The 23,298-nt window shown below is 63.5% G+C and carries 24 protein-coding genes; 2 read left to right on the plus strand and 22 right to left on the minus strand.

Going from position 1 to position 23,298, the window contains the following annotated elements; translation table 11 throughout:
* The 8 genes from AC1DN0_RS34555 to AC1DN0_RS34590 all read right to left on the minus strand — a co-directional run.
* The coding region (locus tag AC1DN0_RS34555; RefSeq protein WP_477146361.1) for an acyl-CoA dehydrogenase N-terminal domain-containing protein at positions 1–144 on the minus strand (144 nt) is incomplete at its 3' end.
* Positions 145–250: 106 nt separating this feature from the next.
* Positions 251–1,186, minus strand: a complete 936-nt coding sequence (locus AC1DN0_RS34560) for an electron transfer flavoprotein subunit alpha/FixB family protein (protein ID WP_035858830.1) — start codon at positions 1,184–1,186, stop codon at positions 251–253.
* A gap of 19 nt (positions 1,187–1,205) precedes the next feature.
* The gene (locus AC1DN0_RS34565) at positions 1,206–1,955 is read right to left on the minus strand and encodes an electron transfer flavoprotein subunit beta/FixA family protein (protein WP_045238007.1); all 750 of its coding nucleotides are present in this window, start codon (positions 1,953–1,955) and stop codon (positions 1,206–1,208) included.
* 203 nt (positions 1,956–2,158) lie between these two features.
* Positions 2,159–2,956, minus strand: coding sequence for a MetQ/NlpA family ABC transporter substrate-binding protein (locus tag AC1DN0_RS34570; RefSeq protein ID WP_441631127.1), 798 nt, complete (start codon positions 2,954–2,956; stop codon positions 2,159–2,161).
* 60 nt (positions 2,957–3,016) lie between these two features.
* Entirely contained in the window at positions 3,017–3,670 is a 654-nt protein-coding gene (locus AC1DN0_RS34575) for a methionine ABC transporter permease (protein WP_035858822.1), read from the minus strand.
* Entirely contained in the window at positions 3,660–4,694 is a 1,035-nt protein-coding gene (locus tag AC1DN0_RS34580) for a methionine ABC transporter ATP-binding protein (RefSeq protein ID WP_045238004.1), read from the minus strand. The genes AC1DN0_RS34575 and AC1DN0_RS34580 overlap by 11 nt, the downstream gene beginning before the upstream one ends.
* A gap of 161 nt (positions 4,695–4,855) precedes the next feature.
* Positions 4,856–5,659 carry an enoyl-CoA hydratase gene (locus AC1DN0_RS34585; RefSeq protein ID WP_441631130.1) on the minus strand — a complete coding sequence of 268 codons (804 nt, stop codon included), beginning with the start codon at positions 5,657–5,659 and terminating at the stop codon, positions 4,856–4,858.
* 11 nt (positions 5,660–5,670) lie between these two features.
* The gene (locus AC1DN0_RS34590; RefSeq protein WP_441631132.1) at positions 5,671–6,594 is read right to left on the minus strand and encodes a histone deacetylase family protein; all 924 of its coding nucleotides are present in this window, start codon (positions 6,592–6,594) and stop codon (positions 5,671–5,673) included.
* Positions 6,595–6,712: 118 nt separating this feature from the next.
* Here AC1DN0_RS34590 and mltB point away from each other — a divergent pair, with 118 nt between their 5' ends.
* Positions 6,713–7,819, plus strand: a complete 1,107-nt coding sequence (gene mltB / locus AC1DN0_RS34595) for a lytic murein transglycosylase B (protein WP_441631134.1) — start codon at positions 6,713–6,715, stop codon at positions 7,817–7,819.
* Between the two features lie 95 nt (positions 7,820–7,914).
* Here mltB and cysM read toward each other — a convergent pair whose 3' ends face one another.
* The 11 genes from cysM to cmk all read right to left on the minus strand — a co-directional run bounded on the left by cysM (position 7,915) and on the right by cmk (position 19,319).
* Positions 7,915–8,817, minus strand: coding sequence for a cysteine synthase CysM (gene cysM / locus AC1DN0_RS34600; protein ID WP_477146362.1), 903 nt, complete (start codon positions 8,815–8,817; stop codon positions 7,915–7,917).
* Between the two features lie 98 nt (positions 8,818–8,915).
* Entirely contained in the window at positions 8,916–10,226 is a 1,311-nt protein-coding gene (locus AC1DN0_RS34605) for a solute carrier family 23 protein (protein WP_441631136.1), read from the minus strand.
* 276 nt (positions 10,227–10,502) lie between these two features.
* Positions 10,503–10,871 carry a ComEA family DNA-binding protein gene (locus tag AC1DN0_RS34610; RefSeq protein WP_441631138.1) on the minus strand — a complete coding sequence of 123 codons (369 nt, stop codon included), beginning with the start codon at positions 10,869–10,871 and terminating at the stop codon, positions 10,503–10,505.
* Positions 10,872–11,040: 169 nt separating this feature from the next.
* On the minus strand, positions 11,041–12,036 hold the full coding sequence (gene rfaD, locus AC1DN0_RS34615; RefSeq protein ID WP_441631140.1) for an ADP-glyceromanno-heptose 6-epimerase: 996 nt from the start codon (positions 12,034–12,036) through the stop codon (positions 11,041–11,043).
* A 40-nt stretch (positions 12,037–12,076) separates the two neighbouring features.
* On the minus strand, positions 12,077–13,024 hold the full coding sequence (rfaE1, locus tag AC1DN0_RS34620; RefSeq protein ID WP_477146356.1) for a D-glycero-beta-D-manno-heptose-7-phosphate kinase: 948 nt from the start codon (positions 13,022–13,024) through the stop codon (positions 12,077–12,079).
* A gap of 70 nt (positions 13,025–13,094) precedes the next feature.
* Positions 13,095–14,468 carry a UDP-glucose dehydrogenase family protein gene (locus AC1DN0_RS34625; RefSeq protein WP_477146357.1) on the minus strand — a complete coding sequence of 458 codons (1,374 nt, stop codon included), beginning with the start codon at positions 14,466–14,468 and terminating at the stop codon, positions 13,095–13,097.
* Positions 14,469–14,510: 42 nt separating this feature from the next.
* Entirely contained in the window at positions 14,511–15,752 is a 1,242-nt protein-coding gene (gene lapB, locus AC1DN0_RS34630) for a lipopolysaccharide assembly protein LapB (protein WP_441631146.1), read from the minus strand.
* A 3-nt stretch (positions 15,753–15,755) separates the two neighbouring features.
* Positions 15,756–16,079, minus strand: a complete 324-nt coding sequence (locus AC1DN0_RS34635; RefSeq protein WP_035858787.1) for a lipopolysaccharide assembly protein LapA domain-containing protein — start codon at positions 16,077–16,079, stop codon at positions 15,756–15,758.
* Positions 16,080–16,293: 214 nt separating this feature from the next.
* Positions 16,294–16,782 (minus strand): integration host factor subunit beta, encoded by a 489-nt coding sequence (locus tag AC1DN0_RS34640; RefSeq protein ID WP_441631149.1) that lies wholly within the window; start codon positions 16,780–16,782, stop codon positions 16,294–16,296.
* Positions 16,783–16,814: 32 nt separating this feature from the next.
* Positions 16,815–18,509 carry a 30S ribosomal protein S1 gene (gene rpsA, locus AC1DN0_RS34645; protein ID WP_035860300.1) on the minus strand — a complete coding sequence of 565 codons (1,695 nt, stop codon included), beginning with the start codon at positions 18,507–18,509 and terminating at the stop codon, positions 16,815–16,817.
* 147 nt (positions 18,510–18,656) lie between these two features.
* Complete coding sequence (cmk, locus tag AC1DN0_RS34650; protein ID WP_477146358.1) at positions 18,657–19,319, minus strand: (d)CMP kinase; 663 nt, start codon at positions 19,317–19,319, stop codon at positions 18,657–18,659.
* Positions 19,320–19,451: 132 nt separating this feature from the next.
* Between cmk and AC1DN0_RS34655 the strand changes: the two genes are divergently transcribed.
* Positions 19,452–19,679 carry a DUF2061 domain-containing protein gene (locus AC1DN0_RS34655; protein ID WP_441631153.1) on the plus strand — a complete coding sequence of 76 codons (228 nt, stop codon included), beginning with the start codon at positions 19,452–19,454 and terminating at the stop codon, positions 19,677–19,679.
* Here the strand turns inward: AC1DN0_RS34655 and AC1DN0_RS34660 are convergent, their stop codons facing one another.
* From AC1DN0_RS34660 to ltrA, 3 genes are all read right to left on the minus strand, one after another.
* Positions 19,680–20,603: a hypothetical protein gene (locus AC1DN0_RS34660; RefSeq protein ID WP_477146363.1), complete on the minus strand. Its 924-nt coding sequence runs from the start codon at positions 20,601–20,603 to the stop codon at positions 19,680–19,682.
* Between the two features lie 83 nt (positions 20,604–20,686).
* Positions 20,687–21,595: a prephenate dehydrogenase gene (locus AC1DN0_RS34665; protein ID WP_477146359.1), complete on the minus strand. Its 909-nt coding sequence runs from the start codon at positions 21,593–21,595 to the stop codon at positions 20,687–20,689.
* A 121-nt stretch (positions 21,596–21,716) separates the two neighbouring features.
* The coding region (ltrA, locus tag AC1DN0_RS34670) for a group II intron reverse transcriptase/maturase (RefSeq protein ID WP_477146360.1) at positions 21,717–23,298 on the minus strand (1,582 nt) is incomplete at its 5' end.

The following is a 23,298-nucleotide window of genomic DNA, read 5'->3' on the forward strand; positions in this document are numbered from 1 at the left end:
CATCGAGCACCGCCTGCCATCGAGCACCGCCTGCGCCGTCTCGGGCGTGGCGTCCTCGAAGCCGGGCAGCTGGCTGACAGCGTCAAGGCCGGCCAGTTCGTTCATCACGAACAGCATGTCCTTGAGCGGGGCACGGTAGGTCATCGATGTCTCCGGATATGTATAAAAAAGCCGTTCTCGGGCAGGCCCGGAACGGCTAGTACTTCCTGATCGAACCCGGCGTGTCGAACGCCGCGCCGGGCTGCGGGGATCAGCCCAGCGCTGCCACCAGTTCGGGCACCACGGTGTTCAGATCGCCCACCAGGCCGTAGTCGGCCACCGAGAAGATCGGTGCTTCGGCGTCCTTGTTGATCGCCACGATCACCTTGGAGTCCTTCATGCCGGCCAGATGCTGGATCGCGCCGGAGATACCGATGGCGATATACAACTGCGGCGCGACGATCTTGCCGGTCTGGCCGACCTGATAATCGTTGGGCACGAAGCCGGCGTCCACGGCAGCGCGGGAAGCGCCCATCGCGGCGTTCAGCTTGTCGGCCAGCGGCGTCAGCACCTTGGTGTAATTCTCGCCGGAACCCACGCCACGGCCACCGGACACGATGATCTTGGCGGCGGTCAGTTCGGGGCGGTCGCTCTTGGTGACTTCGCGCGAAACGAATTGCGAGATGCCAACATCGGCCACGGCCGGCAGGTTCTCCACGGCGGCCGAACCACCTTCGGCGGCGGCGGCGTCAAAGCCGGTGCCGCGCACGGTGATGACCTTGACCTTGTCCGCCGATTGGACGGTCGAGATCGCGTTGCCGGCGTAGATCGGACGCTCGAAGGTATCCGGGCTGTCGACCTTGGTGATGTCCGACAGCTGGGCCACGTCCAGCCTTGCGGCCACGCGCGGCAGGATGTTCTTGCCGTACGGGGTGGCGGGCGCCAGGATGTGGCTGTAGTCGTTGGCGATGGCCAGCGCTTGCTCGGCCACGTTTTCGGCCAGGCCGTCGCCGAAATACGGGGCGTCGGCCAGCAGCACCTTGGACACGCCGGCGATCTTCGCAGCGGCGGCGGCGGCGGCAGCGGCGTTGGCGCCAGCCACCAGCACGTGGACGTCGCCGCCGCACTGGGCGGCTGCGGTCACGGTGTTCAGCGTGGCGGCCTTGATGGATTGGTTGTCGTGTTCAGCAATGACGAGTGCAGTCATGTTTTATCTCCTGGCGCGCTCAGATGACCTTGGCTTCGTTCTTCAGCTTTTGCACCAGCGTCGCAACGTCCGGCACCATCACACCCGCGCTGCGCTTGGGCGGCTCGACGACCTTGAGGGTCTTCAGACGCGGCGCCACGTCCACGCCGAGATCTTCCGGCTTGACGATGTCGAGCTGTTTCTTCTTCGCCTTCATGATGTTGGGCAGCGTCACGTAGCGTGGCTCGTTCAGGCGCAGGTCGGTGGTCACCACCGCCGGCAGCTTGATCGACAGGGTCTCCAGACCGCCGTCCACTTCACGCGTCACCGACGCCTTGCCATCAGCCACCACCACCTTCGAGGCGAAGGTAGCTTGCGGCAGGCCTGCCAGCGCAGCCAGCATCTGGCCGGTCTGGTTGGAGTCGTCGTCGATGGCCTGCTTGCCCAGGATCACCAGTTGCGGCTGCTCCTTGTCTACCAGGGCCTTGAGCAGCTTGGCCACGGCCAGCGGCTGCAGGTCTTCGTTCGATTCGACCAGGATGCCGCGGTCGGCGCCGATGGCCATCGCGGTACGCAGGGTTTCCTGGCACTGGGCCACGCCGCAGGACACGGCGATCACCTCGGTGACCACCCCGGCTTCCCGCAGACGCACCGCTTCTTCCACGGCGATTTCGTCAAACGGGTTCATGCTCATCTTGACGTTGGCCAGATCCACGCCCGTACCGTCCGACTTCACCCGGACCTTGACGTTGTAATCCACCACGCGCTTGACTGCGACGAGTACTTTCATGCGCTCACTCCACTGATAGTCGATAGTCAGAAATTTGGTTCGCTCGCCATTATAACCACCGGCTGGGTGGCACTCTTGTTTTTCGAACGGTCGTACTATTTTATCGGTAAAGAATTGCCGGGCATAGCCCGGCAATGTGAAAACTTGCCCGCATTGTGCCGCAGGATGCCCTGCGTTACACGATTTTCGAGGCTTTTTTCAACTTACCACGCGGTAATCACCGAATCCTTGAAGGTGCTATGGACGTACTGCTTGATCTCCGGCGAGTGGTAGGCCTTGACCAGCTTGGCCACCCAGGGCTTGTTCCTGTCGGCTTCGCGGATGGCGATCAGGTTGGCATAGGGGCCCTTGGGGCCTTCCATGGCAATGGCATCCTTGGTGGGCGACAGGCCGGCCGACTCGGCGTAATTGCCGTTGATGGCGGCGGCGTCGAGGTCATCCAGCGAGCGCGGCAGCTGGGCGGCATCCAGCTCGACGATCTTGATCTTCTTCGGGTTGGCGACGATGTCCAGCGGCGTGGCCTTCAGGCCGGCATCGGCGCGCAGCTTGATCAGACCCTTGCTTTGCAGCAGCAGCAGGCCGCGGCCACCATTGGTGGGATCGTTCGGTACGCCCACGCGCGCGCCTTCCTTGATCTGGTCGAGTGACTTGATCTTCTTGGAGTACACGCCCATCGGGAAAGTCACGGTGAAGGCGATGTGGGTGAACTTGTAGCCACGGTCCTTGATCTGCGCTTCCAGGTAAGGCAGGTGCTGGTAGCTGTTGGCATCCAGGTCGCCCGAAGCCAGCGCCGCATTGGGCTGGATGTAGTCACTGAACTCCACCACCTGGATATTCAGGCCGTCCTTGGCCGCGACCTTCTTCACCTGCTCCATGATCTGGGCGTGCGGGCCGCCGGTGACGCCGATCTTGATCGGCTTTTCCTGCGCCACGGCGCCAGTGGCCAGGCTGGCGCCCAGGGCGGCGCCGACAATCCATTGCAGCAAGTTACGACGTTGCATGTTGACTTCCTTTTTCTCGATTTCTCTAAGTCTTGGTATGTAGCCGGGTGGAACGCCGGATTACTTGTGGCTGATGCGGCGCACCAGCCAGTCGCCGAAGCTTTGCACCGCTTGCACGAAAACAATCAGGATCACCACCACCGCCACCATCACCTCGGTGATGTAGCGCTGGTAGCCGTAGCGGATGCCGAGGTCGCCCAGGCCCCCGCCGCCGATGGCCCCGGCCATGGCCGAATAGCCCACCAGGCTGACGAAGGTGATCGTCAGGCCAGCCACGATGCCGGGCATGGCTTCGGGCAGCAGCACCTTCATCACGATCTGGCCGGTGGTCGCGCCCATCGACTGGGCGGCCTCGACCAGGCCCTTGTCCACCTCGCGCAGCGCGCTTTCCACCAGGCGCGCGATAAACGGTATCGCGGCGATCGTCAGCGGCACCACGGCCGCAGTGGTGCCGATCGACGAACCGACGATGAAGCGCGTGAACGGGATCACCACCACCAGCAGGATGATGAAGGGAATCGAACGCACGGCATTGACCACCACGCCGATGGTGCGGTTGAACAGCGGATGCGACAACACGCCGCCGCGGTTGGTCAGGTGCAGCAGCACGCCCAGCGGCACGCCGAACAACGCGCCGACCACGCCCGAGATCGCCACCATCAGCAACGTCTCGTTGAAGGAGGTCAGGAACAGGTCAAACATTTCAGACCACATGCTCGAACTCCTCCACCACTACGCCTTCCTGTTGCAGGTATTCCATCGCCGCCTTCACATCGGCCAGCTCGCCGGTGGCCATGATGGCCAGCGAACCGAAGGCCTGGCCCTGGATCTCGTCGATATGCCCGTGCAGGATATTGAAGTCCAGCCCGTAGCGGCGGATCGCCTGGGCCAGCACTGGCTGGTCCACGCCTTCGCCCGTGAACGCCAGGCGGTAGACGTGGTCGCGCCCGTTGCCGAGCCGGCTTTCCACGCGCTTGAGCACGCTGGGCGGCAATTCCTGAGCGATCACGTCGCCGATCATGGCGCGCGTGACCTCATGTTGCGGACGCAGGAACACGTCGATCACGCGGCCGGTTTCCACCACCTCCCCGGCCTCGAGCACGGCCACGCGGTCGCAGACCTGTTTGATCACTTCCATCTGGTGCGTGATCATGACAATGGTCAGGCCGAGCTCGCGATTGATCTGCTTGAGCAGCTCCAGAATGGCGCGGGTGGTTTCCGGGTCGAGGGCGGAGGTGGCCTCGTCCGACAGCAGCACCTTGGGCTTGCTCGCCAGCGCGCGGGCAATCCCCACGCGCTGCTTCTGCCCACCGCTGATCTGGGCGGGGTAGCGGTCCTTGAGCGCCGTCAGGCCAACCAGTTCCAGCAGCGGCAGCACCGTGTCGGAGATCTCGCTCCGCGACTTGCCTGCCAGCTCCAGCGGCAGCGCCACGTTGTCAAAGACGGTACGCGACGACAGCAGGTTGAAATGCTGGAAGATCATGCCGATGTCGCGGCGCGCCTTGCGCAGCGCGCCGCTGTCGAGCGCGGTCAGCTCCTGTCCGGCCACGATCACGCGGCCGCCACTGGGGCGATTGAGCAGGTTGATGGCGCGCACCAGCGTGCTCTTGCCAGCGCCGCTACGACCGATGATGCCGAAGACCTCACCCGCCGCAATGGACAGGTTGACGTCCCGCAGCGCATGCACTTCCCCCGACCCTCCGGGAAAGCGTTGCGAAAGACCTTGCAGTTCGATCATGTGAAAAGAAAACGGCAACAGGCGAGAACGTCTCTCTAGCGCTGTTGCCGCATTTTATTTTTTGGGCGAAGCTCGCATTTTAAGCGATCCGCTTCATACCAGAAACGACTTTTTACCGATGTCTTTATATGCTCAAGGCATAAAGACCACAAAAAAGCCGTTTATGCGCCACGCCAGGACGGCGGACGCTTGTCGATAAAGGCCTGGACGCCCTCCAGCGCCGCCGGATCCATCATGTTGCACGCCATGGTCTGCCCCGCCAGTTGGTAGGCCGCCTCGATTCCCATCTCCAGTTGGCGGTAGAACAAGCCCTTGCCGGCGGCCACCGCGGCGGCCGGCTTGGCGCAGATGCTGGCGGCCAGGCGGGCAACCTCGGCGTCGAGGGCGTCGGCGGGCACCACGCGGTTGACCAGCCCGCGGTCCCGGGCCTCCATGGCATCGATCATGTCTCCGGTCAGCAGCATCTCCATCGCATGCTTGCGCGACAGGTTGCGCGACAGGGCCACGCCCGGCGTCGCGCAGAACAAGCCGAGATTGACGCCGGACACCGCGAAGCGCGCGACATCGGCCGCCACCGCCAGATCACACATGGCCACCAACTGGCAGCCGGCAGCCGTGGCGATCCCCTGCACGCGCGCGATCACCGGCTGCGGCATCTTCTGCATCGCCATCATCATGCGGGTGCAGCGATCGAACAGGCGGCGATAGTAGTCGTGCGAAGGGGCAGCCCGCATCTCCCGCAGGTCGTGGCCGGCGCAAAATGCCCGGCCGGCGGCGGCCAGCACCACCACCCGGACCGAGGCGTCGGCGCCAGCGCGGGCAAATGCATCAAACAGCGCATCCAGCAGGTCTTCGGACAAGGCGTTGAACGCCTCGGGGCGGTTCATCGTCAGGCGCAGCACGCCCGGTGCGTCCAGGCTTTCGCTCACCAGCGGCGTTGCAGTGCGGTTGTCGGTTTCAGCCATCCAGGGGCCTCCTATCGTTCGAGCAGCACCTTGAGGTGCGCACACACGCTGCGGCTGAGCGCGCTCAGGTTATAGCCGCCCTCCAGGCAACTGACGATGCGGCCTTGCGCATGCGCGCGGGCGACATCGACCAGCTGGGTCGTGATCCAGGCGTAGTCCTGCTCGACCAGCCCCATCTGGCCCATGTCATCCTCGCGATGGGCGTCGAAGCCCGCCGAGATAAACAGCATCTGCGGCTTGAACTCGTTCAGGCGCGGCAGCCAGATCGTCTCCACCACCTCCCGCACTGCCATACCGCTGGTATAGGCCGGCAGCGGGATGTTGGACATATTGGTGGCAATGTGCTCGGTACCGCTATAGGGATAGAACGGATGCTGGAAGAAACTGCACATCAGCACCCGCTCCTCGCCGCGGAAGGCGGCCTCGGTGCCGTTGCCGTGGTGCACGTCGAAATCGACGATCGCCACGCGTTCGAGGCCATGCACGGCAAGCGCGTGGCGCGCCGCGATCGCCACGTTGTTGTAGAAGCAGAAACCCATGGCCCGGTCCGGCTCCGCATGGTGGCCAGGCGGGCGCACGCAGCAGAAAGCGCTCTCGAACTCGCCGGCCATCACCGCATCGGTGGCGGCCACCGCCGCGCCCGCCGCATGGGTGGCGGCAGCCATCGTATGCGAGTTCATCAGGGTATCGGGATCGATGGGGTGATAGCCGCTGGCGGGACTCGCGGCGGCCAGCGAGGCCATGTACTCCGGGCGATGCACACGCCCGATCTGCTCGGCGCTCGCGGCGGGCGCCTCGCGCCGGTCGAGCAGGCCGTCCATGCCATGCGAGATCAGATGGTCTTCGATGGCCTGCAGGCGTTCCGGGCATTCCGGATGGAATGGCCCCATCTCATGCAGCAGGAACTCGGGATGCGTGTAATAGCCTGTGGGCATGTCTTATTGCTTTATTCGTGGTCTCCATTCGTTACGTTAGCACATGCCGCGCCAGCCACCCAGCGGGGTGCCGCACAGACACCATCCGCTATACTCGTGGCCACTTGCAAAGGACACCATGAACGACACCCAGCGCTCCCTGCGCCGCCCGCTTTTGGGCGCCGCACTTTCCGCTGCCGCATTGAGCTTGTGCGGCGTCTCCCCCGCCCTGCTAGCCGCCGGCAAGCGCCGCGTGAGCATGCGCGAAGAAGAGATCGAGCCGGGTCGCTACCGTGACAACCCCAAGAGCCGCGCCTTTATCGACGAGATGGTGGCACGCCACGGCTTCGCACGCCCGGCCCTGGAAACCTGGTTCGGCCAAGCCGTGTATTCGTCCACGGTAGTGCGCCTGATCATGCCGCCCGCCACGCCGGGGCGCAAAAGCTGGCGCGCCTACCGTTCCCGTTTCATCGAGCCGATCCGCATCAACGCGGGTGTGCGCTTCTGGCAGCAGAACCGAGACACGCTGCGCCGCGCCGAGGCAGAGTTCGGCGTGCCGGCTTCGGTGATCGTCGGCATCATCGGCGTCGAGACCATCTATGGCCGCGACATGGGCACCTTCCGCGTGATCGATTCGCTCTCCACGCTGGCGTTCGACTATCCCGACGTACCTAACCGCGAAGCGCGCACGACGCTGTTCCGCAACCAGCTGGCCGATTACCTGCTGTGGTGCCGGGACACCAATACCGATGTGTTCTCGGTGTTGGGCTCCTTCGCCGGTGCCATTGGCATTCCGCAGTTCATGCCGACCAGCTTGCGCGAGTACGCCATCGACTACGACGGCAACGGCCATATCGACCTGCGCAACAGCGCCACCGACGCGATCGGCAGCGTTGCGCGCTTCCTGCAATTGCATGGCTGGGAACCGGGCCGCCCGGTGGTCTGGCGCATTGCCGCCGACGAGGGCAGCCGCGGCATCGCTGCCGCCGCTGCCGACGGCGAGCCGTGGCCCACCCGCACGCTCAATCAGTTGCTCAAGGCCGGCCTGCGCGTGGACGAGCCGATCAACCTGGCGCGCGAGGGCGAAACCGGCGTGCTGGTGGTTGACCTGCCCACACCGGGCGAAACCACTGACTATATGCTCGGCCTGCGCAATTTCTATGTGCTGACGCGCTATAACCGCAGCTTCTTCTACGCACTGGCGGTCTACCAGTTGGGCGAGGCCGTGAAAGCGGCGATGGGCTGACCTCGCCGCCCCACCCGCCAGAAGCAAACGCAAAAAAAGCAAAAAACCCCGCAACGATGTGCGGGGCTTTTTGTTGGTGCGCGAAACAACGTGCCTCAGGCCGGAAACACCCCGGTAGAAAGATAGCGGTCGCCGCGATCGCACACCACGAACACGATGGTCGCGTTTTCCACTTCCTCGGCGATGCGCACCGCCACGCACAACGCACCTGCAGCGGAAATCCCGCAAAAGATGCCTTCCTCGCGGGCCATGCGGCGGGCCATGTGCTCGGCATCGCCCTGACTCACCGCCTCAGTGCGGTCGATGTACTTCGAGTCGTAGATCTTCGGCATGTATGCCTCGGGCCACTTGCGAATGCCCGGGATGCGTGAGCCTTCGGCCGGCTGCGCGCCAACGATCTGCACTGCCGCGCTTTGCTCTTTCAGGTAGCGCGACACGCCGGTAATGGTGCCGGTGGTCCCCATGGCGGAAACAAAGTGAGTGATGCGTCCTTCGGTATCGCGCCAGATCTCCGGACCGGTGGTCTCATAGTGGGCCAGCGGATTGTCGGGGTTGGCGAACTGGTCGAGGATCACGCCGCGGCCATCACGCTCCATGGAATCGGCGAGGTCCCGCGCGTATTCCATGCCGCCCTTGACCGGGGTCAGGATAATCTCCGCGCCATAGGCTGCCATGCTCTGGCGCCGCTCCATGCTCAGGTCTTCCGGCATGATCAGCACCATCTTGTAGCCGCGAATGGCGGCCGCCATGGCCAGCGCAATGCCGGTATTGCCCGAGGTAGCTTCGATCAGCGTATCGCCCGGCTTGATGCGCCCGCGCGATTCGGCGCGGGCAATCATCGACACCGCCGGCCTGTCCTTGACCGAGCCCGCCGGGTTGTTGCCCTCGAGCTTGCCGAGGATCACGTTGCCGCGCGGAGCGCCGGCGGCACCGGGGATGCGCTGSAGTYKGACCAGCGGCGTATTGCCGATGGTGTCTTCRATCGTCTTGTAGGCCATGGTGAGCGGGATTCCAATGTCGGCGGACATTGTAATCCAGTCCCGAAACCCGCGTTGCCGGCGTGGACGGACATCGCAGCCCGCCACGCCGCGGCCAATCAGGCCTTCGCCTCGGCTTCGTTCTTGCTGTTGCCCAGCAGGTGGTAGAGCAGAATGGCTCCGAAAGTGGCGGTACCGATGCCGCCCAGCGTCATGCCACCCAGCTTCAGGGTCAGGTCGCCGGCCGCCACGGTCAGCGTGGCGCCGACCGTGATCAGGTTGCGCGAATTGGAGAAATCGACCTTGTTCTCAACCCAGATGCGCCCCGCGGTGGCGGCGATCAGGCCAAACACGACAATGGTCAGGCCACCGATCACCGGACCCGGGATGGTCAGGATCAGCGCACCGAACTTGGGCGAAAAGCCAAGCACCAGGGCCACCACAGCCGCCACCACGAAGATCAGCGTGGAGTAGATCTTGGTCACGGCCATCACGCCCATGTTCTCGGCATAGGTGGTCACGCCCGTGCCGCCCCCGCCCGCGGAAATGATGGTGGCAATGCCATCGCCGATAAAGGCGCGGCCGATGTACGGGTCGAGATTGCGGCCGGTCATCACGCTGATGGCCTTGATGTGCCCGAGGTTTTCCGCCACCAGCACGATGGCCACCGGTGCGATCAGCAGCATGGCGCTGGCCTGGAACACTGGCGACGTGAAGACCGGCAGGCCGAACCAGCTGGCCGCGGCCACGCCGGAGAAGTCGATGGCCTTGCCCATGCCCAGCCCGTTGGTGCAGATGTAGTACAGCACGTAGCCGAACAAGCCGCCCACGAGCACCGGCAGCCGGCGCAACATGCCCGGCGCATGCACCGCCACCGTGCCCACGGCCAGCACCGTGGCCAGCCCCACCCAGGTGTCAAGCGCGGCGCCGCTGACGGCCTTGACTGCCACCGGCGCAAGATTCAGGCCGATCGCCGCCACAATGGCACCCGTCACCACAGGCGGCATCAGCCGCTCGACCCAGCGATATCCGACCGCCTGCACCACCAGCCCGATCAGCAGGTAGAGCACGCCGGCGGCGATGATGCCGCCCAGCGCCACCGGGATATTGGGATTCGGTCCGCTGCCGGCATAGCCGGTCGCGGCGATCACCACGGCGATAAAGGCAAAGCTGGAACCCAGGTAGCTGGGCACCCTGCCGCGCACACACAGGAAGAAGATCAGCGTACCGATGCCCGAAAACAGGATGGCGATATTGGGATTGAAACCCATCAGGATCGGCGCGATCGCCGTCGAGCCGAACATCGCCACCACATGCTGGATCCCAGCCAGGAGCGTCTGGCCGGCAGGCAGACGCTCATCAGGCGCAATCACGCCGTGGGTCTTTAGCCGCCACTTGGGCAGGAATCCCGCGTCCTCGTTATTTCCCATTGTCCAGCTCCCGTTTTTTTGGCCTGGCCCCCGCATGCGTGAGCAGGTCCGGCTCGATTTGGATTATGTTGGCCGCGAAGCCGGCTCAGGCTGCCGCGGCGTCCGCATGATACCGCGCGACCGCAATCGTGCGAAGCCACGCGGAACTAGCACGAGCCATACCAGCGTCTGCCGTCCGCACCGGTGCGCGGGCGGCAAAAAGCCCCGGACCAGGCCGGGGCTTCGATGCGCAAATACGGACGATGCGGGCGTCGCGGCCGCGAGCCCGCCGGCGTCTTAGCGGGCGGCCTTGACCGGCGGTTTCTCCGCCTTGCCATCCTTCTGGGCCGCGGCCACCGCGGCCTTCGGCGCGGCGGCGCTGCCGGCGCCAATGGTCATGCCAGCCTCCTGCAAACGCACGACCGATTTCTGCCCGAGGCCCTTGACGCGATCCGCGAGATCCGCGGCATCCTTGAAGGGCCCGCCCCTGGTGCGCTCATTGATGATGGTGCTGGCCGTAGCCGGCCCGATGCCCTTGAGCGAAACCAGTGCGGCTTCATCGGCGGTGTTCACATCGACCGCCGCGAGCGCGGCGCCCGACAGCGAAAACCATACGGCAGCCGCCAGCAATACCTGTTTTGAAGCCGTCAGAGTTTGCTTGAACATGGGAGATTCTCCTATCCGTTTATGAAGGTTGCCTCGCCCGGTCCGGACGAGGCAACACGGAGGATAGGAGCGGCAGGCCGCCTTGGCGCGCCCTGCAACAAAAGTTCACCTCAACGCTACCGAGGTGTTTCCGTCAAGGGCGGCAAAGCGGACCGCGCACTTTGCGATCTCAGGCCTTGTTCTGAAGCAGCCAGCGGCAATAGCGCGACACGCCTTCTTCCACTGTGTAGAACGGCTCCTTGTACCCGGCGCCACGCAGGCGCGAGACATCGGATTGCGTGTAGCACTGATACTTGCCGCGCAACGCATCGGGGAACTTGATGTATTCCACCAGGCCCTCCTGCACCATCTCGTCGAGCGTCAGGTGGGGACGGCCATCGGCTTCGCGCAGCGTGTTGACCACGGTCGCGGCGATATCGTTGAAAGGTTGCGCACGCCCGGTGCCAAGATTGAAGATGCCCGACTTGTCCGGGTGATCCAGGAAGAACAGGTTGACCTTGACCACGTCCTCCACCGAGATGAAATCGCGGGTGTGGCCACCCGGTACGTAGCCGCCATACTCGCCGAACAGCTTCACGGTGCCATCGGCACGGAACTGGTTGAAATTGTGGAACGCCACCGACGCCATGCGCCCCTTGTGCGCTTCGCGCGGGCCATAGACGTTGAAGTAGCGAAAACCCACGATCTGCGACAGCGCGGTCGGCAACGTGCGGCGCACCACCTGGTCGAACAGGAACTTGGAGTAGCCGTAGACGTTCAGCGGCTTCTCATATTCGCGTTCTTCCTTGAACACCTGCGAGGCACCGTAGGTCGCGGCCGACGATGCGTAGAGGAATTGCGTGCCCTGCTCCAGGCAGGCATCCATCAGCCCCTTGGTGTAGCGGAAGTTGTTCTCCATCATGTAGCGGCCATCCGTCTCCATGGTGTCCGAGCAGGCACCTTCATGGAAGACCGCGCGCACCTTGCCGAACTCGCCGCATGTGAAGCGTTCGAGAAACTCGCCTTTGTCCAGGTAGTCACGGATCTCGCAGTCGACGAGATTGTGGAACTTGTCGGCACGCGTCAGATTGTCGACGGCGACGACGTTGTCTTCGCCGCGCTCGTTCAGGCCCTTGACGAGGTTGCTGCCGATAAAGCCGGCAGCGCCGGTAACGATGATGGTCATGGTCGTGTGGGCTCAATCGAGCCAGAAGACAGCGCGGACATTACGCCGGCGTGCCGAACAATTCAGGATAGGTGACAACCGCGGTGCCCAGCTTGCCCACCACGATGCTGCCGGCGCGATTGGCGTGCTGCACGGCTTCCTTGAGTGGCACGCCCGCCCCCAGCATGGTCGCCAGCGTGGCGATCACGGTATCGCCGGCACCGGACACGTCATAGACTTCGCGCGCCTGCGCCGAAACGTGCAATACCTCCGCTTCGGTATAGAGCGTCATGCCCTCTTCCGAACGGGTCAGCAGCAACGCCTCGAGATGCAACTCCCGCCGCAGGTTCTGGGCCCGGATAGTGAGATCGGACTCGGTTTTCCAGGCACCCACCACATGACGCATTTCGGCGCGGTTGGGGGTGATCAGCGTGGCGCCGCGATAGCGCGAATAGTCGTCGCCCTTGGGATCGACGAGCACCATGCAACCCRCTGCGCGGCCCGTCTCGACCATGCGGCCCACGTGGGCCAGTCCGCCCTTGCCGTAGTCGGAGAGCACCAGTACCTTGTACTCCTTGACCAAGGCCTGGAAGCTATCCAGTACGGAAGCCAGCACTTCGTGCGCCGGGACGTTCTCGAAATCGACCCGCAGCAACTGCTGCTGGTGCGCCATCACGCGCAGCTTGATGGTGGTGTTGACGCTGGCGTCGCGCAGCAGGTAGGGCTGCACGTGGCTGGCATTCAGGAGCGCCTCCAGGGTACGGCCGGGTTCGTCGTCGCCGACCACGCCCAGCATGCCGACCTGAGCGCCCAGCGCGGCGGCATTGCGCGCCACGTTGGCGGCGCCGCCAAGGCGCTCGTCGCTACGCTTTACCTGCACGACCGGCACCGGCGCCTCCGGCGAGATGCGCTCGACATCGCCGAACCAATAGCGGTCGAGCATCATGTCGCCCGCCACCAGGATGCGCGATTGATTGATCTGTTGCTGCGGAATATGGTTCTTGCTCATGGACATCCTTGGCAACACTGCCCGGTCCGTCACCCGGGGCGTTGGCTTGTCGTTCCCGTTGGGTTGCGGTTCAGCGCGTCGTGGTCGGCCGCCCGATCGCATGATATTCGATGCCCGATTCCTGCATGGCCTCGGGCTCGTACAGATTGCGTCCGTCGAAGATGACGGGTGCCTTCAGGCGGCGCTTGATCTGGTTGAAATCCGGGCTGCGGAACACCTTCCACTCGGTGACGATCACCAGCGCATCGGCGCCATCGAGCGTATCCATCTGCGCATCGCTGAAATGCACGCGCGCAAAGCCGCCTTCGATATCGGCGAGATCGATTTCCAGCGCGCGCCGGGCCTCGGCCATCGAAATGGGATCGTGCACGCGCAACGCGGCACCGCGCGAAATCAGCGCACGCGCCAGCACCCGCGACGGCGCTTCGCGCATATCGTCGGTATTGGGCTTGAAGGCCAGCCCCCAGATCGCAAAGGTGCGGCCTGCGAGATCCTCGCCGAAGCGCCGCACGACCTTGTCGGCCAGCACCTGCTTTTGCGCATCGTTGACCGCTTCCACCGCTTCGAGCACCCGCATGGGCTTGCCATGCGCGCTGGCGGTGCGCATCAGTGCCTGCACGTCCTTGGGAAAACAAGAGCCGCCGTAACCGGCGCCGGCGTACAGGAAACAATAGCCGATGCGCGGATCGGAACCGATGCCCATGCGAACCAGTTCGATGTCCGCACCGACCTCGTCMGCCAGGTTCGCCAGCTCGTTCATGAACGAGATCCGGGTGGCCAGCATCGAGTTGGCCGCGTACTTGGTGAACTCGGCCGAGCGCACATCCATATAGAAGGTGCGCTCGTGGTTGCGGTTAAACGGTGCGTACAACTGGCGCATGATCGCCTTGGCATGGCGGCCCGCCACGTCGGCATCGCAACCCAGCACGATGCGGTCGGGGCGCATGAAATCCTCCACCGCGGCGCCTTCCTTCAGGAACTCGGGATTCGACACCACCGAGAACTGCAGGTCCTCCAGGCCGCGCGCGCCCAGTTCGGCACGAATGGCTTCGGTGACACGGTCGCCGGTGCCGACCGGCACCGTCGATTTGTCCACCACCACCTTGAAGCCCGTCATATGCCGGCCGATATTGCGGGCAGCCGCCAGCACATATTGCAGATCGGCGGAGCCGTCCTCGTCGGGCGGCGTGCCGACCGCGATGAACTGCACGTCGGCATGCTCCACGCTGGCCGCCACATCGGTGGAGAACGTCAGCCGCCCGGCCTCGCGATTGCGTTGGATCAGTTCCTTGAGGCCCGGCTCGTAGATCGGTACGCCACCCGCATTGAGCAGCGCGATCTTGCGTTCATCGACGTCCAGGCAAAACACATCGTTGCCCAGTTCGGCCAGACAGGCCCCGGTCACTAGACCGACGTAGCCGCTGCCGATAATGGTGACTTTCATAGCTTGTACTCCAGATAGGGATTGGCGTGCGACGCAACAGCGTCAGCCGAGTGCCTCGCTACGGCGCGGCGCGTATGTTTCCCAGCGGTTGCAGCCGGGGCACTGCCAATAGAACAATCGCGCGCGGAAGCCGCATTCGCGGCAGGTATAGCGCGCCAGGTTACGCGTGCGATTCTGCAGCAGGTCGCGAATCGCCGACACCTCCTGCTCCTGTTCGATATCGTGGGCGGTCGCCTGAAGCGCCTGCGCCACGGCGGTGCCCGCTTCTGCCACGCCGTTGGCCTCGCCCACGGCGGCGACCTCGGCGGCCTGCGCCTCGAAATACTTGGTCAACGCTTGCAGCGACGGCTGCCGGCGCAGTTGCTCGCGCATCAAGACAGCCGCGGCATGCGCGCCATGCAGTTCGAGTTCGGCGCGATACGCAATATCCAGCAACTCGGCCGCCAGATTGGTCTTGAGCAAGCCGCGCAGCCATTCCATCGCCCGCCCGTTATCGCCGAGCTGGCGATAAGCCTTGACGACGCGGTCCGCCACCAGCGGCAGGTAGGCGGCATCCTGCCGCTCGATACCGAGCCAGTGGCCAAGCGCGCCCTGTGCGTCGCCTGCCGCCATGGCCACGTCGCCCAGCAGCATCGGCGCGCGCACATTGGCGGGATTTTCCTTGACTGCCTGCTCCAACCAGCCGATCGCGTCCTCGGACTGCTTGCGCTGCAGGGCATCCTGCGCCAGTTCGCAGCAGAATTGCGCGATCTGCAAACTGTAGTCCTTTTGCTCCAGCGGCTGAAGTTCGCGTGCCGCCTCGATGGCCTTCTTCCACTCCTTCTCGACTTCGTAGAGTTCGAGCAGCACATGCTTGGCCGGCGCCGCATAGGGGCCCGACATCAGCCGCCGCAGCGATTCCTCGGCACGGTCAAGCAGGCCGGCGCGCAGGAAGTCCTGGCCCAGCTCAAAGAGTGCGTGCTCGCGCTCGGCGTCGGGGAGATCCTCGCGGCTGGCGAGGTTCTGGTGCACGCGAATGGCGCGTTCGGTTTCGCCGCGCCGGCGGAACAGTGCGCCGAGCGCGAAGTGCAGTTCGGTGGTCTCGGGGTCCAGCCGCGCCACCTCGATAAACGCGTCGATGGCTTGATCGGGCTGCTCATTGAGCAGGAAGTTCAGGCCCTTGAAATAGGAGCGCGGCAGCGCGCCCTGTTCGCTCATGAGCTGCCGCGCATCAAAGCGCGCAGCCATCCAGCCGAGGCCGAAAATGAGCGGCAGCGCGAGCAGCCACCAGGTTTCAAAAATCATTGGTCAAACTTTCGGGCCAACTACGTTGTAAGGGATGCCGGAGCCCGCCTGTGGTTCGCGGGCACCTTCCGCGGCCTGGCTGCGCGCCTCGCCGAGCGCGCGCCGCAGCCGGTTCGCTTCCATGCGCTGGCGCATCAGCGCGGGCGCTACCGCCGCCAGCGCAGCGACAATACCCAGCCCGAAAGCGGCCAGCAGGATCAGGATCAGCGGCGCTCGCCAGACGGCATCGAAGAAGAGTTGCAGGGAAGCATCGGCGGTATTGCGCAGCGCCAGCACGAACAGCAGCGCGAACAGGACGATACGGATGATCCAGGCGACAAGTTTCATGCGGGCTTCATGCGGAAGATGGGATGGTTCGGACTCCGGTGATGCGAACGCCGGCGGGCGACGCCCCTCGGTGGATTCCCGGCATTGTAGCGGAATCGCCTCGTACTAACGGTAACGGCTTGTATGCCGCAAGCATGCTGCAATAATGAAAAAGCGCCCCGAACAGGGGCGCTTTTTCGACTATCCAGTCACATCACGAGTCAAACACAGCGATTCAGGAACGGGCCAGTTTCAGCCCGCCATCGTCATGCAAGGCGCTACCGGCAACAACGGCCGGCTTCGCCTGGGCAGGCGCGCTCGGATGAGACGCGCCAGCCGCGGCACCATGGCCATTGCCGTTGGCACCGCCACTGCCATTGCCACCGTGACTGCCGATGGTGCTGGCCCCCGTACCGCCGCCGCCAACGGCCTGCGGCAGCGCCGGGCTGCGATCAACTCGTTCACGCAACTCCTTGCCCGCCTTGAAGTGCGGCACCCGTTTCTCGGGCACCAGCACTCTTTCGCCGGACTTGGGATTGCGCCCTACGCGCGGCGGACGCCGGTTCAGGCCAAAACTGCCGAATCCACGAATCTCGATGCGGTGGCCATCGGCCAGCGCTTCGGACATCGCATCGAGGATCGTCTTCACCGAGATGTCCGCATCCCGCAGCAGCAACTGCGGGAACCGGGCAGCCAGTTTTTCGACAAGCTCGGACTTGGTCATGGGCATCCGCTAGCAGGCGTAAGAACCGATGCTTACTGGTTGTCCTGGCCGAGCTTGGCCTTCAGCAGCGCGCCCAGGTTGGTCGTGCCAGCCGTGCCGGTGTCAGCGGCGAACTTTTGCATCGCTTCTTGCTGCTCGACGTTGTCCTTGGCCTTGATCGACAGGTTGATGTTGCGCGACTTGCGGTCCACATTCACCACCAGGGCGGTGATCTGCTCGCCTTCCTTCAGCACGTTGCGGGCATCTTCCACGCGGTCAGCCGAGATTTCGGATGCACGCAGGTAGCCTTCGACGTCGTCAGCCAGTTGCACAACGGCACCCTTGGCATCAACCGACTTGATCGTGCCATTGACCAGGGAACCCTTGTCGTTGGCCGAGATGAAGTTGTTGAACGGATCGCCCGACAGCTGCTTGATACCCAGCGAGATGCGTTCCTTGTCGACGTCGATGCCCAGAACCACGGCTTCCACTTCGTCGCCCTTCTTGTACTTGCGCACGGCTTCTTCGCCGGTTTCTTGCCAGGACAGGTCGGACAGGTGCACCAGGCCGTCGATGCCACCGGGCAGGCCGATGAACACGCCGAAGTCGGTGATCGACTTGATCTGGCCGCCCAGCTTGTCGCCCTTCTTGTGGTTACGGCTGAAATCGTCCCACGGATTGGCCTTGCATTGCTTCATGCCCAGGCTGATACGACGCTTGTCTTCGTCGATATCCAGAACCATGACTTCGACTTCGTCGCCCAGCTGGACAACCTTCGACGGAGCCACGTTCTTGTTGGTCCAGTCCATTTCGGAAACGTGGACCAGGCCTTCGATGCCGGCTTCGATTTCAACGAATGCGCCGTAATCGGTCAGGTTGGTCACCTTGCCGAACAGGCGGGTGCTTTGCGGGTAACGACGCGAGATGCCGACCCACGGATCTTCGCCCAGTTGCTTCACGCCCAGCGAGACGCGGTTCTTCTCTTGGTCGAACTTGAGGATCTTGGCGGTGATTTCCTGGCCAACCGACAGCACTTCGCTCGGGTGACGCACACGACGCCATGCCAGGTCGGTGATGTGCAGCAGGCCATCGATGCCACCCAGGTCCACGAATGCGCCGTAGTCCGTGATGTTCTTGACGATACCGTTGACGATGGCGCCTTCCTTCAGGGTTTCCATCAGCTTCTGGCGCTCTTCGCCCAGGGTCGCTTCCACAACGGCGCGGCGCGACAGCACCACGTTGTTGCGCTTGCGGTCCAGCTTGATGACCTTGAATTCCAGGGTCTTGCCTTCGTACGGCGTGGTGTCCTTGATCGGACGCACGTCGACCAGCGAGCCCGGCAGGAACGCACGGATGCCGTTGACCATGACGGTCAGGCCGCCCTTGACCTTGCCCGTGACCGTGCCCGAGATGATTTCGCCGTCTTCCAGCGCCTTCTCGAGGTTCAGCCACGATGCCAGGCGCTTGGCCTTGTCGCGGGACAGGATGGTGTCGCCATAGCCGTTCTCGAGCGCGTCGATGGCCACGGAGACGTAGTCGCCGGCCTGCACTTCGAGTTCGCCCTGGTCGTTCAGGAACTCCTCCACCGGCACAAAGGCTTCCGATTTGAGGCCGGCGTTGACGACCACGAAATTGTGGTCGATGCGCACGACTTCAGCGGAAATCACTTCGCCAGCCTTCATATTGGAGCGGGCGACGGATTCCTCGAACAGTGCGGCAAAGGATTCGTTAGTTTGCAGGTCGGACATAAACTTGAGTATCAATCCGCAGTACTCGGGCCGGCGCGAGGATCGCGCTCAGTCTGCACCGGGCAGCGGGGTCAGGTTGAACAACACCGGCAGGTCTGCGCATGCAGGCACTACCGGCACTTCGGTGCGGCGGGCACGATGCGCGGGTCAGGAACCCGGCGCGGCGTACCACTGCAGCACCTGCGCCACCGCCTGATCCACCGTCATGTCGGAGGTATCGAGCAAGTGCGCATCCTGTGCGGGACGCAGCGGCGCGGCCGTGCGGGTACGATCCCGCTGGTCGCGCGACTCAAGGTCTCGCAAAAGGTCTTCGATATTAGCAGAAATTCCCTTATCAATCAATTGTTTATAGCGCCTGCGAGCGCGCGCTTCGACACTTGCGGTCAGGAATACCTTCAGGCGGGCATCGGGGAAAATCACCGTGCCCATGTCGCGGCCGTCGGCAACCAGGCCCGGCAGCTTGCGAAAACCGCGCTGCAGCGCCGTCAGGGCGTCGCGAACCGACTGGTGGACGGCAATGGCCGACGCCCGGTTGCCGGTGGCTTCCGCGCGGATGGCCAGGCTGACCTCTTCGCCGCTCAGCCAGACCCGATCGGGGCCGAACTTGACATCAAGGCGGCCTGCCAGCTTTGCAAGCCCCTCCACATCCTGTGCGTCAATGCCCACACGCTCGCTGGCAAGCGCGACCAGGCGGTACAGCGCACCGCTATCCAGCAGATGGTAGCTGAGTGCGTCCGCCACCTTGTGCGCTACGGTGCCCTTACCGGAGGCAGTGGGCCCGTCGATTGTGATGACGTCGACGATAGTCATTATTTATTGAAACAGAAAAGAATATTGATTTCTTAAATCAATTGAGAATCATTACCATGCAATCCATGGCGGGCGGCCCTGCAAATGGCAGGCGCTCCGGGCAGTCAAGACAACTCCGCGAGGCAATCTACCATGGCTAAGACCCTGTCGTTCGGCATCATGCACGTTGGCATTGCCTTTGGCGTCACTTACGCGCTGACCGGCAACCTGGCCGTCAGCGGCGCCGTGACCTTCATCGAACCGGCAGTCAATACTGTGGCGCATTACTTCTTCGACCGCTACTGGGACAGGCGCGAACGCCGCGACGAAGGCGTGCCCACCATTCCCGGCGAGGAGTCCCGCCCGATGCTGGCAGTGTGATCAGCGCACCACCGCCGCAAACGCGTCGAAGTAGTCCGGGAACGTCTTGGCCACGCAGCCAGGATCGTTGATGCGCACCGGCAACGGGCCGAAGGCAGCCAGCGAAAAGCACATGGCCATGCGGTGATCGTCATAGGTGTCGATGCCAGCGGCCGGCGTCTTCCACGCGGTTTGGGCCGGTGGCGTCACCTTCAGGTAATCCGCCCCCTCCTCCACCTCGACACCTAACTTGCGCAATTCCTTGGCCATGGCGCTGATGCGGTCGGTTTCCTTGACTTCGATGCCGAAGCGCGCCAGCAGGTTCAGCGTGATCTCCACGTAGGGCTTGGAGATCAACTCCCCGACGACCTCGATCTCGATGGTGTCGCCCGGCGCATCGGCCAGCGGCAGGGTCATCAGCAGCGCCGTCAGAAACTGGCTGGAAACGTCGCCGCGCACGCGGATCGGTGCATCGATGCGGATCTGCGCGGGCGATATCTGCAGGGGCGGATAACCCTCGGTACCAAGGTAGTCGACGTGAGCGCCAATCTGCCGCAGGCCATCGACAAGATCGCCGATCGGGCGCTCATGCATACGGGGCACGCCCGACAGCTTGTAGCTCCCACCCTGCAGCGCCAGTGYCGCGGTCAGCGGGCGAATTGCGGTGCCCGCATTGCCCATGAACAGTTCGGCCGCCTTGTTCGGGAAGTTGCCGCCCACGCCGCGCACCACGCAAGCGCCATCCTCCTGGCGCCACGCCACACCCAGCGTACGCAGCGCCTGCAACATCACACGCGTATCATCGGAGTCGAGCAAATCGCAGACGCGGGTCTCGCCGTCCGCGAGCGCCGCCAGTAGCAGCACACGGTTGGAGATGCTCTTGGAGCCCGGCAGGCGAACAGTGCCCGAGGCGCGAGTGAAAGGACCAAGCGTGAGATGTTCCATGATTTGCATGCTAGTTGGCCGGCCGCTCTTTATGAAGGGCGGGCCGCACCGTTGGTGACCTGATGACTTCGCGACGCGAGCGTTCAGGGCTCGACGTTGACAGCGGGTGCACGCTGCGCGCCCCATTGCTGGCGCGCCTGGCTGGCGCGCTGGAAGATGYGCTCCAGCCCCTCGCCGTTGCTGTTTTCTATCAGCGTCTTCAAATGCGCCAGCATCGCCTGGTAAGTGGTCAGCTCGCTCAGCATCGCCTCCCGGTTGCCAACGCAGATATCACGCCACATCTCCGGCGAGGACGCCGCGATACGGGTGAAATCGCGAAAGCCGCCGCCGGCGAAGTCGAGCTTCAGCGCCGCGTCCTCGGCATTGGCCACCTGGGCCACCAGCGCGTAGGACAGCAGGTGTGGCAGGTGGCTGACCGCGGCAAACACGGCATCGTGCTGCACGGCGGACATCACAAAGCAATCGGCACCGGCGGTCTCCCACATGGCGCGCACGGCAGCCACGTCGATGCGGACGTTTTCCTGCAGCGGGCACAATACGACCTTCTTGCCGGCATAGAGATCGGCCAGCGCGGCTTCCACGCCGTTCAGCTCGCGGCCCGCGATGGGATGGGCGGGCACGAACTGCGCCGCCTTGTCGCCCAGCGCGGTCTTGGCCGCCATGATGACGTCGGACTTGGTGCTGCCGGCGTCGGTGACGATGGTGGCCGGCTCGAGATGCGGCTCAAGTGCATGGAGCAGCGCAAAGGTCTGCGCCACCGGAGCGCAGAGCACGATGACGTTGGCGCCCTTGGCAGCCTCCTCCAGCGTCGCGGCTTCGTCGATCACGCCGAGCTTGAGGGCGCGCTCCAGCGAGGCCTGCGAGCGGCCTACGCCGACCACCGTGCCGACCGCCCCCGCACGCTTGAGCGCGAGCGCCAGCGAGCCGCCGATCAGGCCGACCCCGACTATAACGACACGGGAAAAATAAGGAGCGGACGCAGGAACGGTCACGGGGATACGCTGCCAGGCAAGGAAGTTCGGTAGGGTAGGGACGAGATCATTGCTGATCTGTCCCCCCCTAAGAACCGTACGTGCGAGTTTCCCCGCATACGGCTCAAGCCTCTACAAAATGTTAATTAAACACCGGTTTCACAACAGTTTGGCCGTGGTGGTGAACTTGGATATGGCAGTTCGGATGCAGCAGCACTCGATTCCCTAGAGCATCGGAACCCCCAAGCATGCGGGATTCGATGTGATGGTCTTCCCATCCTGTTTCCTTGGTTATCTTGCACTGACACACCGCGCACAAGCCTCGCTGGGACACATACAGTTTGATCCATTGCTTTTGGTGCGTCATGCTTGCTTGCATGCGCTCCTGCCGCAACGTCTCGCCGTAGCGTTCCTGCGTTGGATCGAAGGGATTGTAATCCCCTCGAATCTTCTTGTGCCGCCGGATGGGCGTCCCCGCAAGCGGGTACAACTCCGTCCAGTAGCTACTGCCGTCCTCGTTTGTTACTGTGGTCCCAAACACCCAGTTCCGTTCCCCGACCGAGGCGAAGTACTTCTTCCGCACCCAATCAGCGTTCTTTCCTCGGTGTCGCCGTGTCGCCCATCGCCATAGAGCCTTAAATACCGCATGCTCCATACGTGTGAACGTCGCCTTCGCAACCACTGGGCTGTGATACTGCGCCCAGCCCCTTAGCATCGGATTCAGCAGGGCGATTAGATCCGCCTGCTTCGCCGCCTTGTTGGCATTGATGACCCCCTTCACCTTGCGGTAGAACGTCTGCACGTTCTTTCTGCTTGGCTTGATGAGCAGTGTTCCCGAGTACTTCCGGAAATTCCACCCAAGGAAGTCGAAGCCTTCGGCAATGTGGACGATCCGCGTTTTCTCCGTCGATAGCGTCAGCCCCCGTACCGCTAGGAACTGCTCTACCCACGGCTTCACCTCGTGCTCCAACACCTCCGGCGTATTGCCGGTGATCACGAAGTCGTCCGCATAGCGCACAACGTTCACCTTCAGCTTTTGCGAGTTTTTTGCACCTAGCTTTGTCCTGAGGAACTCCACCAGTTGYCGTTCCAACCCGTTCARYGCCACGTTTGCCAGAGTCGGGGAAATGATGCCCCCCTGTGGTGTTCCGGCYTCGGTCGCCTGAAGCTGACCCTGAAATACCACGCCAGCTTTCAGCCATTTCCGCAGGAYCACTTTGTCCATMSGGACATTGCGCTCYAGCCAGTCGTGGCTGATATGGTCAAAGCAACCYTTGATATCCGCCTCTAACACCCATTGRGCCGAAGCCTTCTKGGATARCGAGACAAATAGCTGAGACATGGCRTCCGCGGTAGAGCGATTGATCCGGAACCCATAYGAGTTCGGATCGCTCGTCCCTTCGGACACCGGTTCCAGCGCCAGCAGGTATAACGCCTGCATGGCTCGATCCAACATGGTCGGAATGCCCAGAGGGCGCTCCTTCCCGTTGGCTTTGGGAATAAAGACCCGCCGTAATGGCATGGGCCGATACCCCCGGCGCTTCAACCGCCCGATGGCTTCCCATCGGACTTCAGGCGAGTTCCACTGTTCGCGGTCAACACCTACTGTCCGCGCACCTTGGTTCTCCGTCACTCGTCGTACCGCCGATGCCTTGGCGGACCACGAGCGGGTCAAAGACCGTTGCAGGGCTTTCACCCGGCGCCAGTCCCCTTCCTGTGTTGCC

The organism is Cupriavidus sp. 05N39, assembly GCF_056397325.1.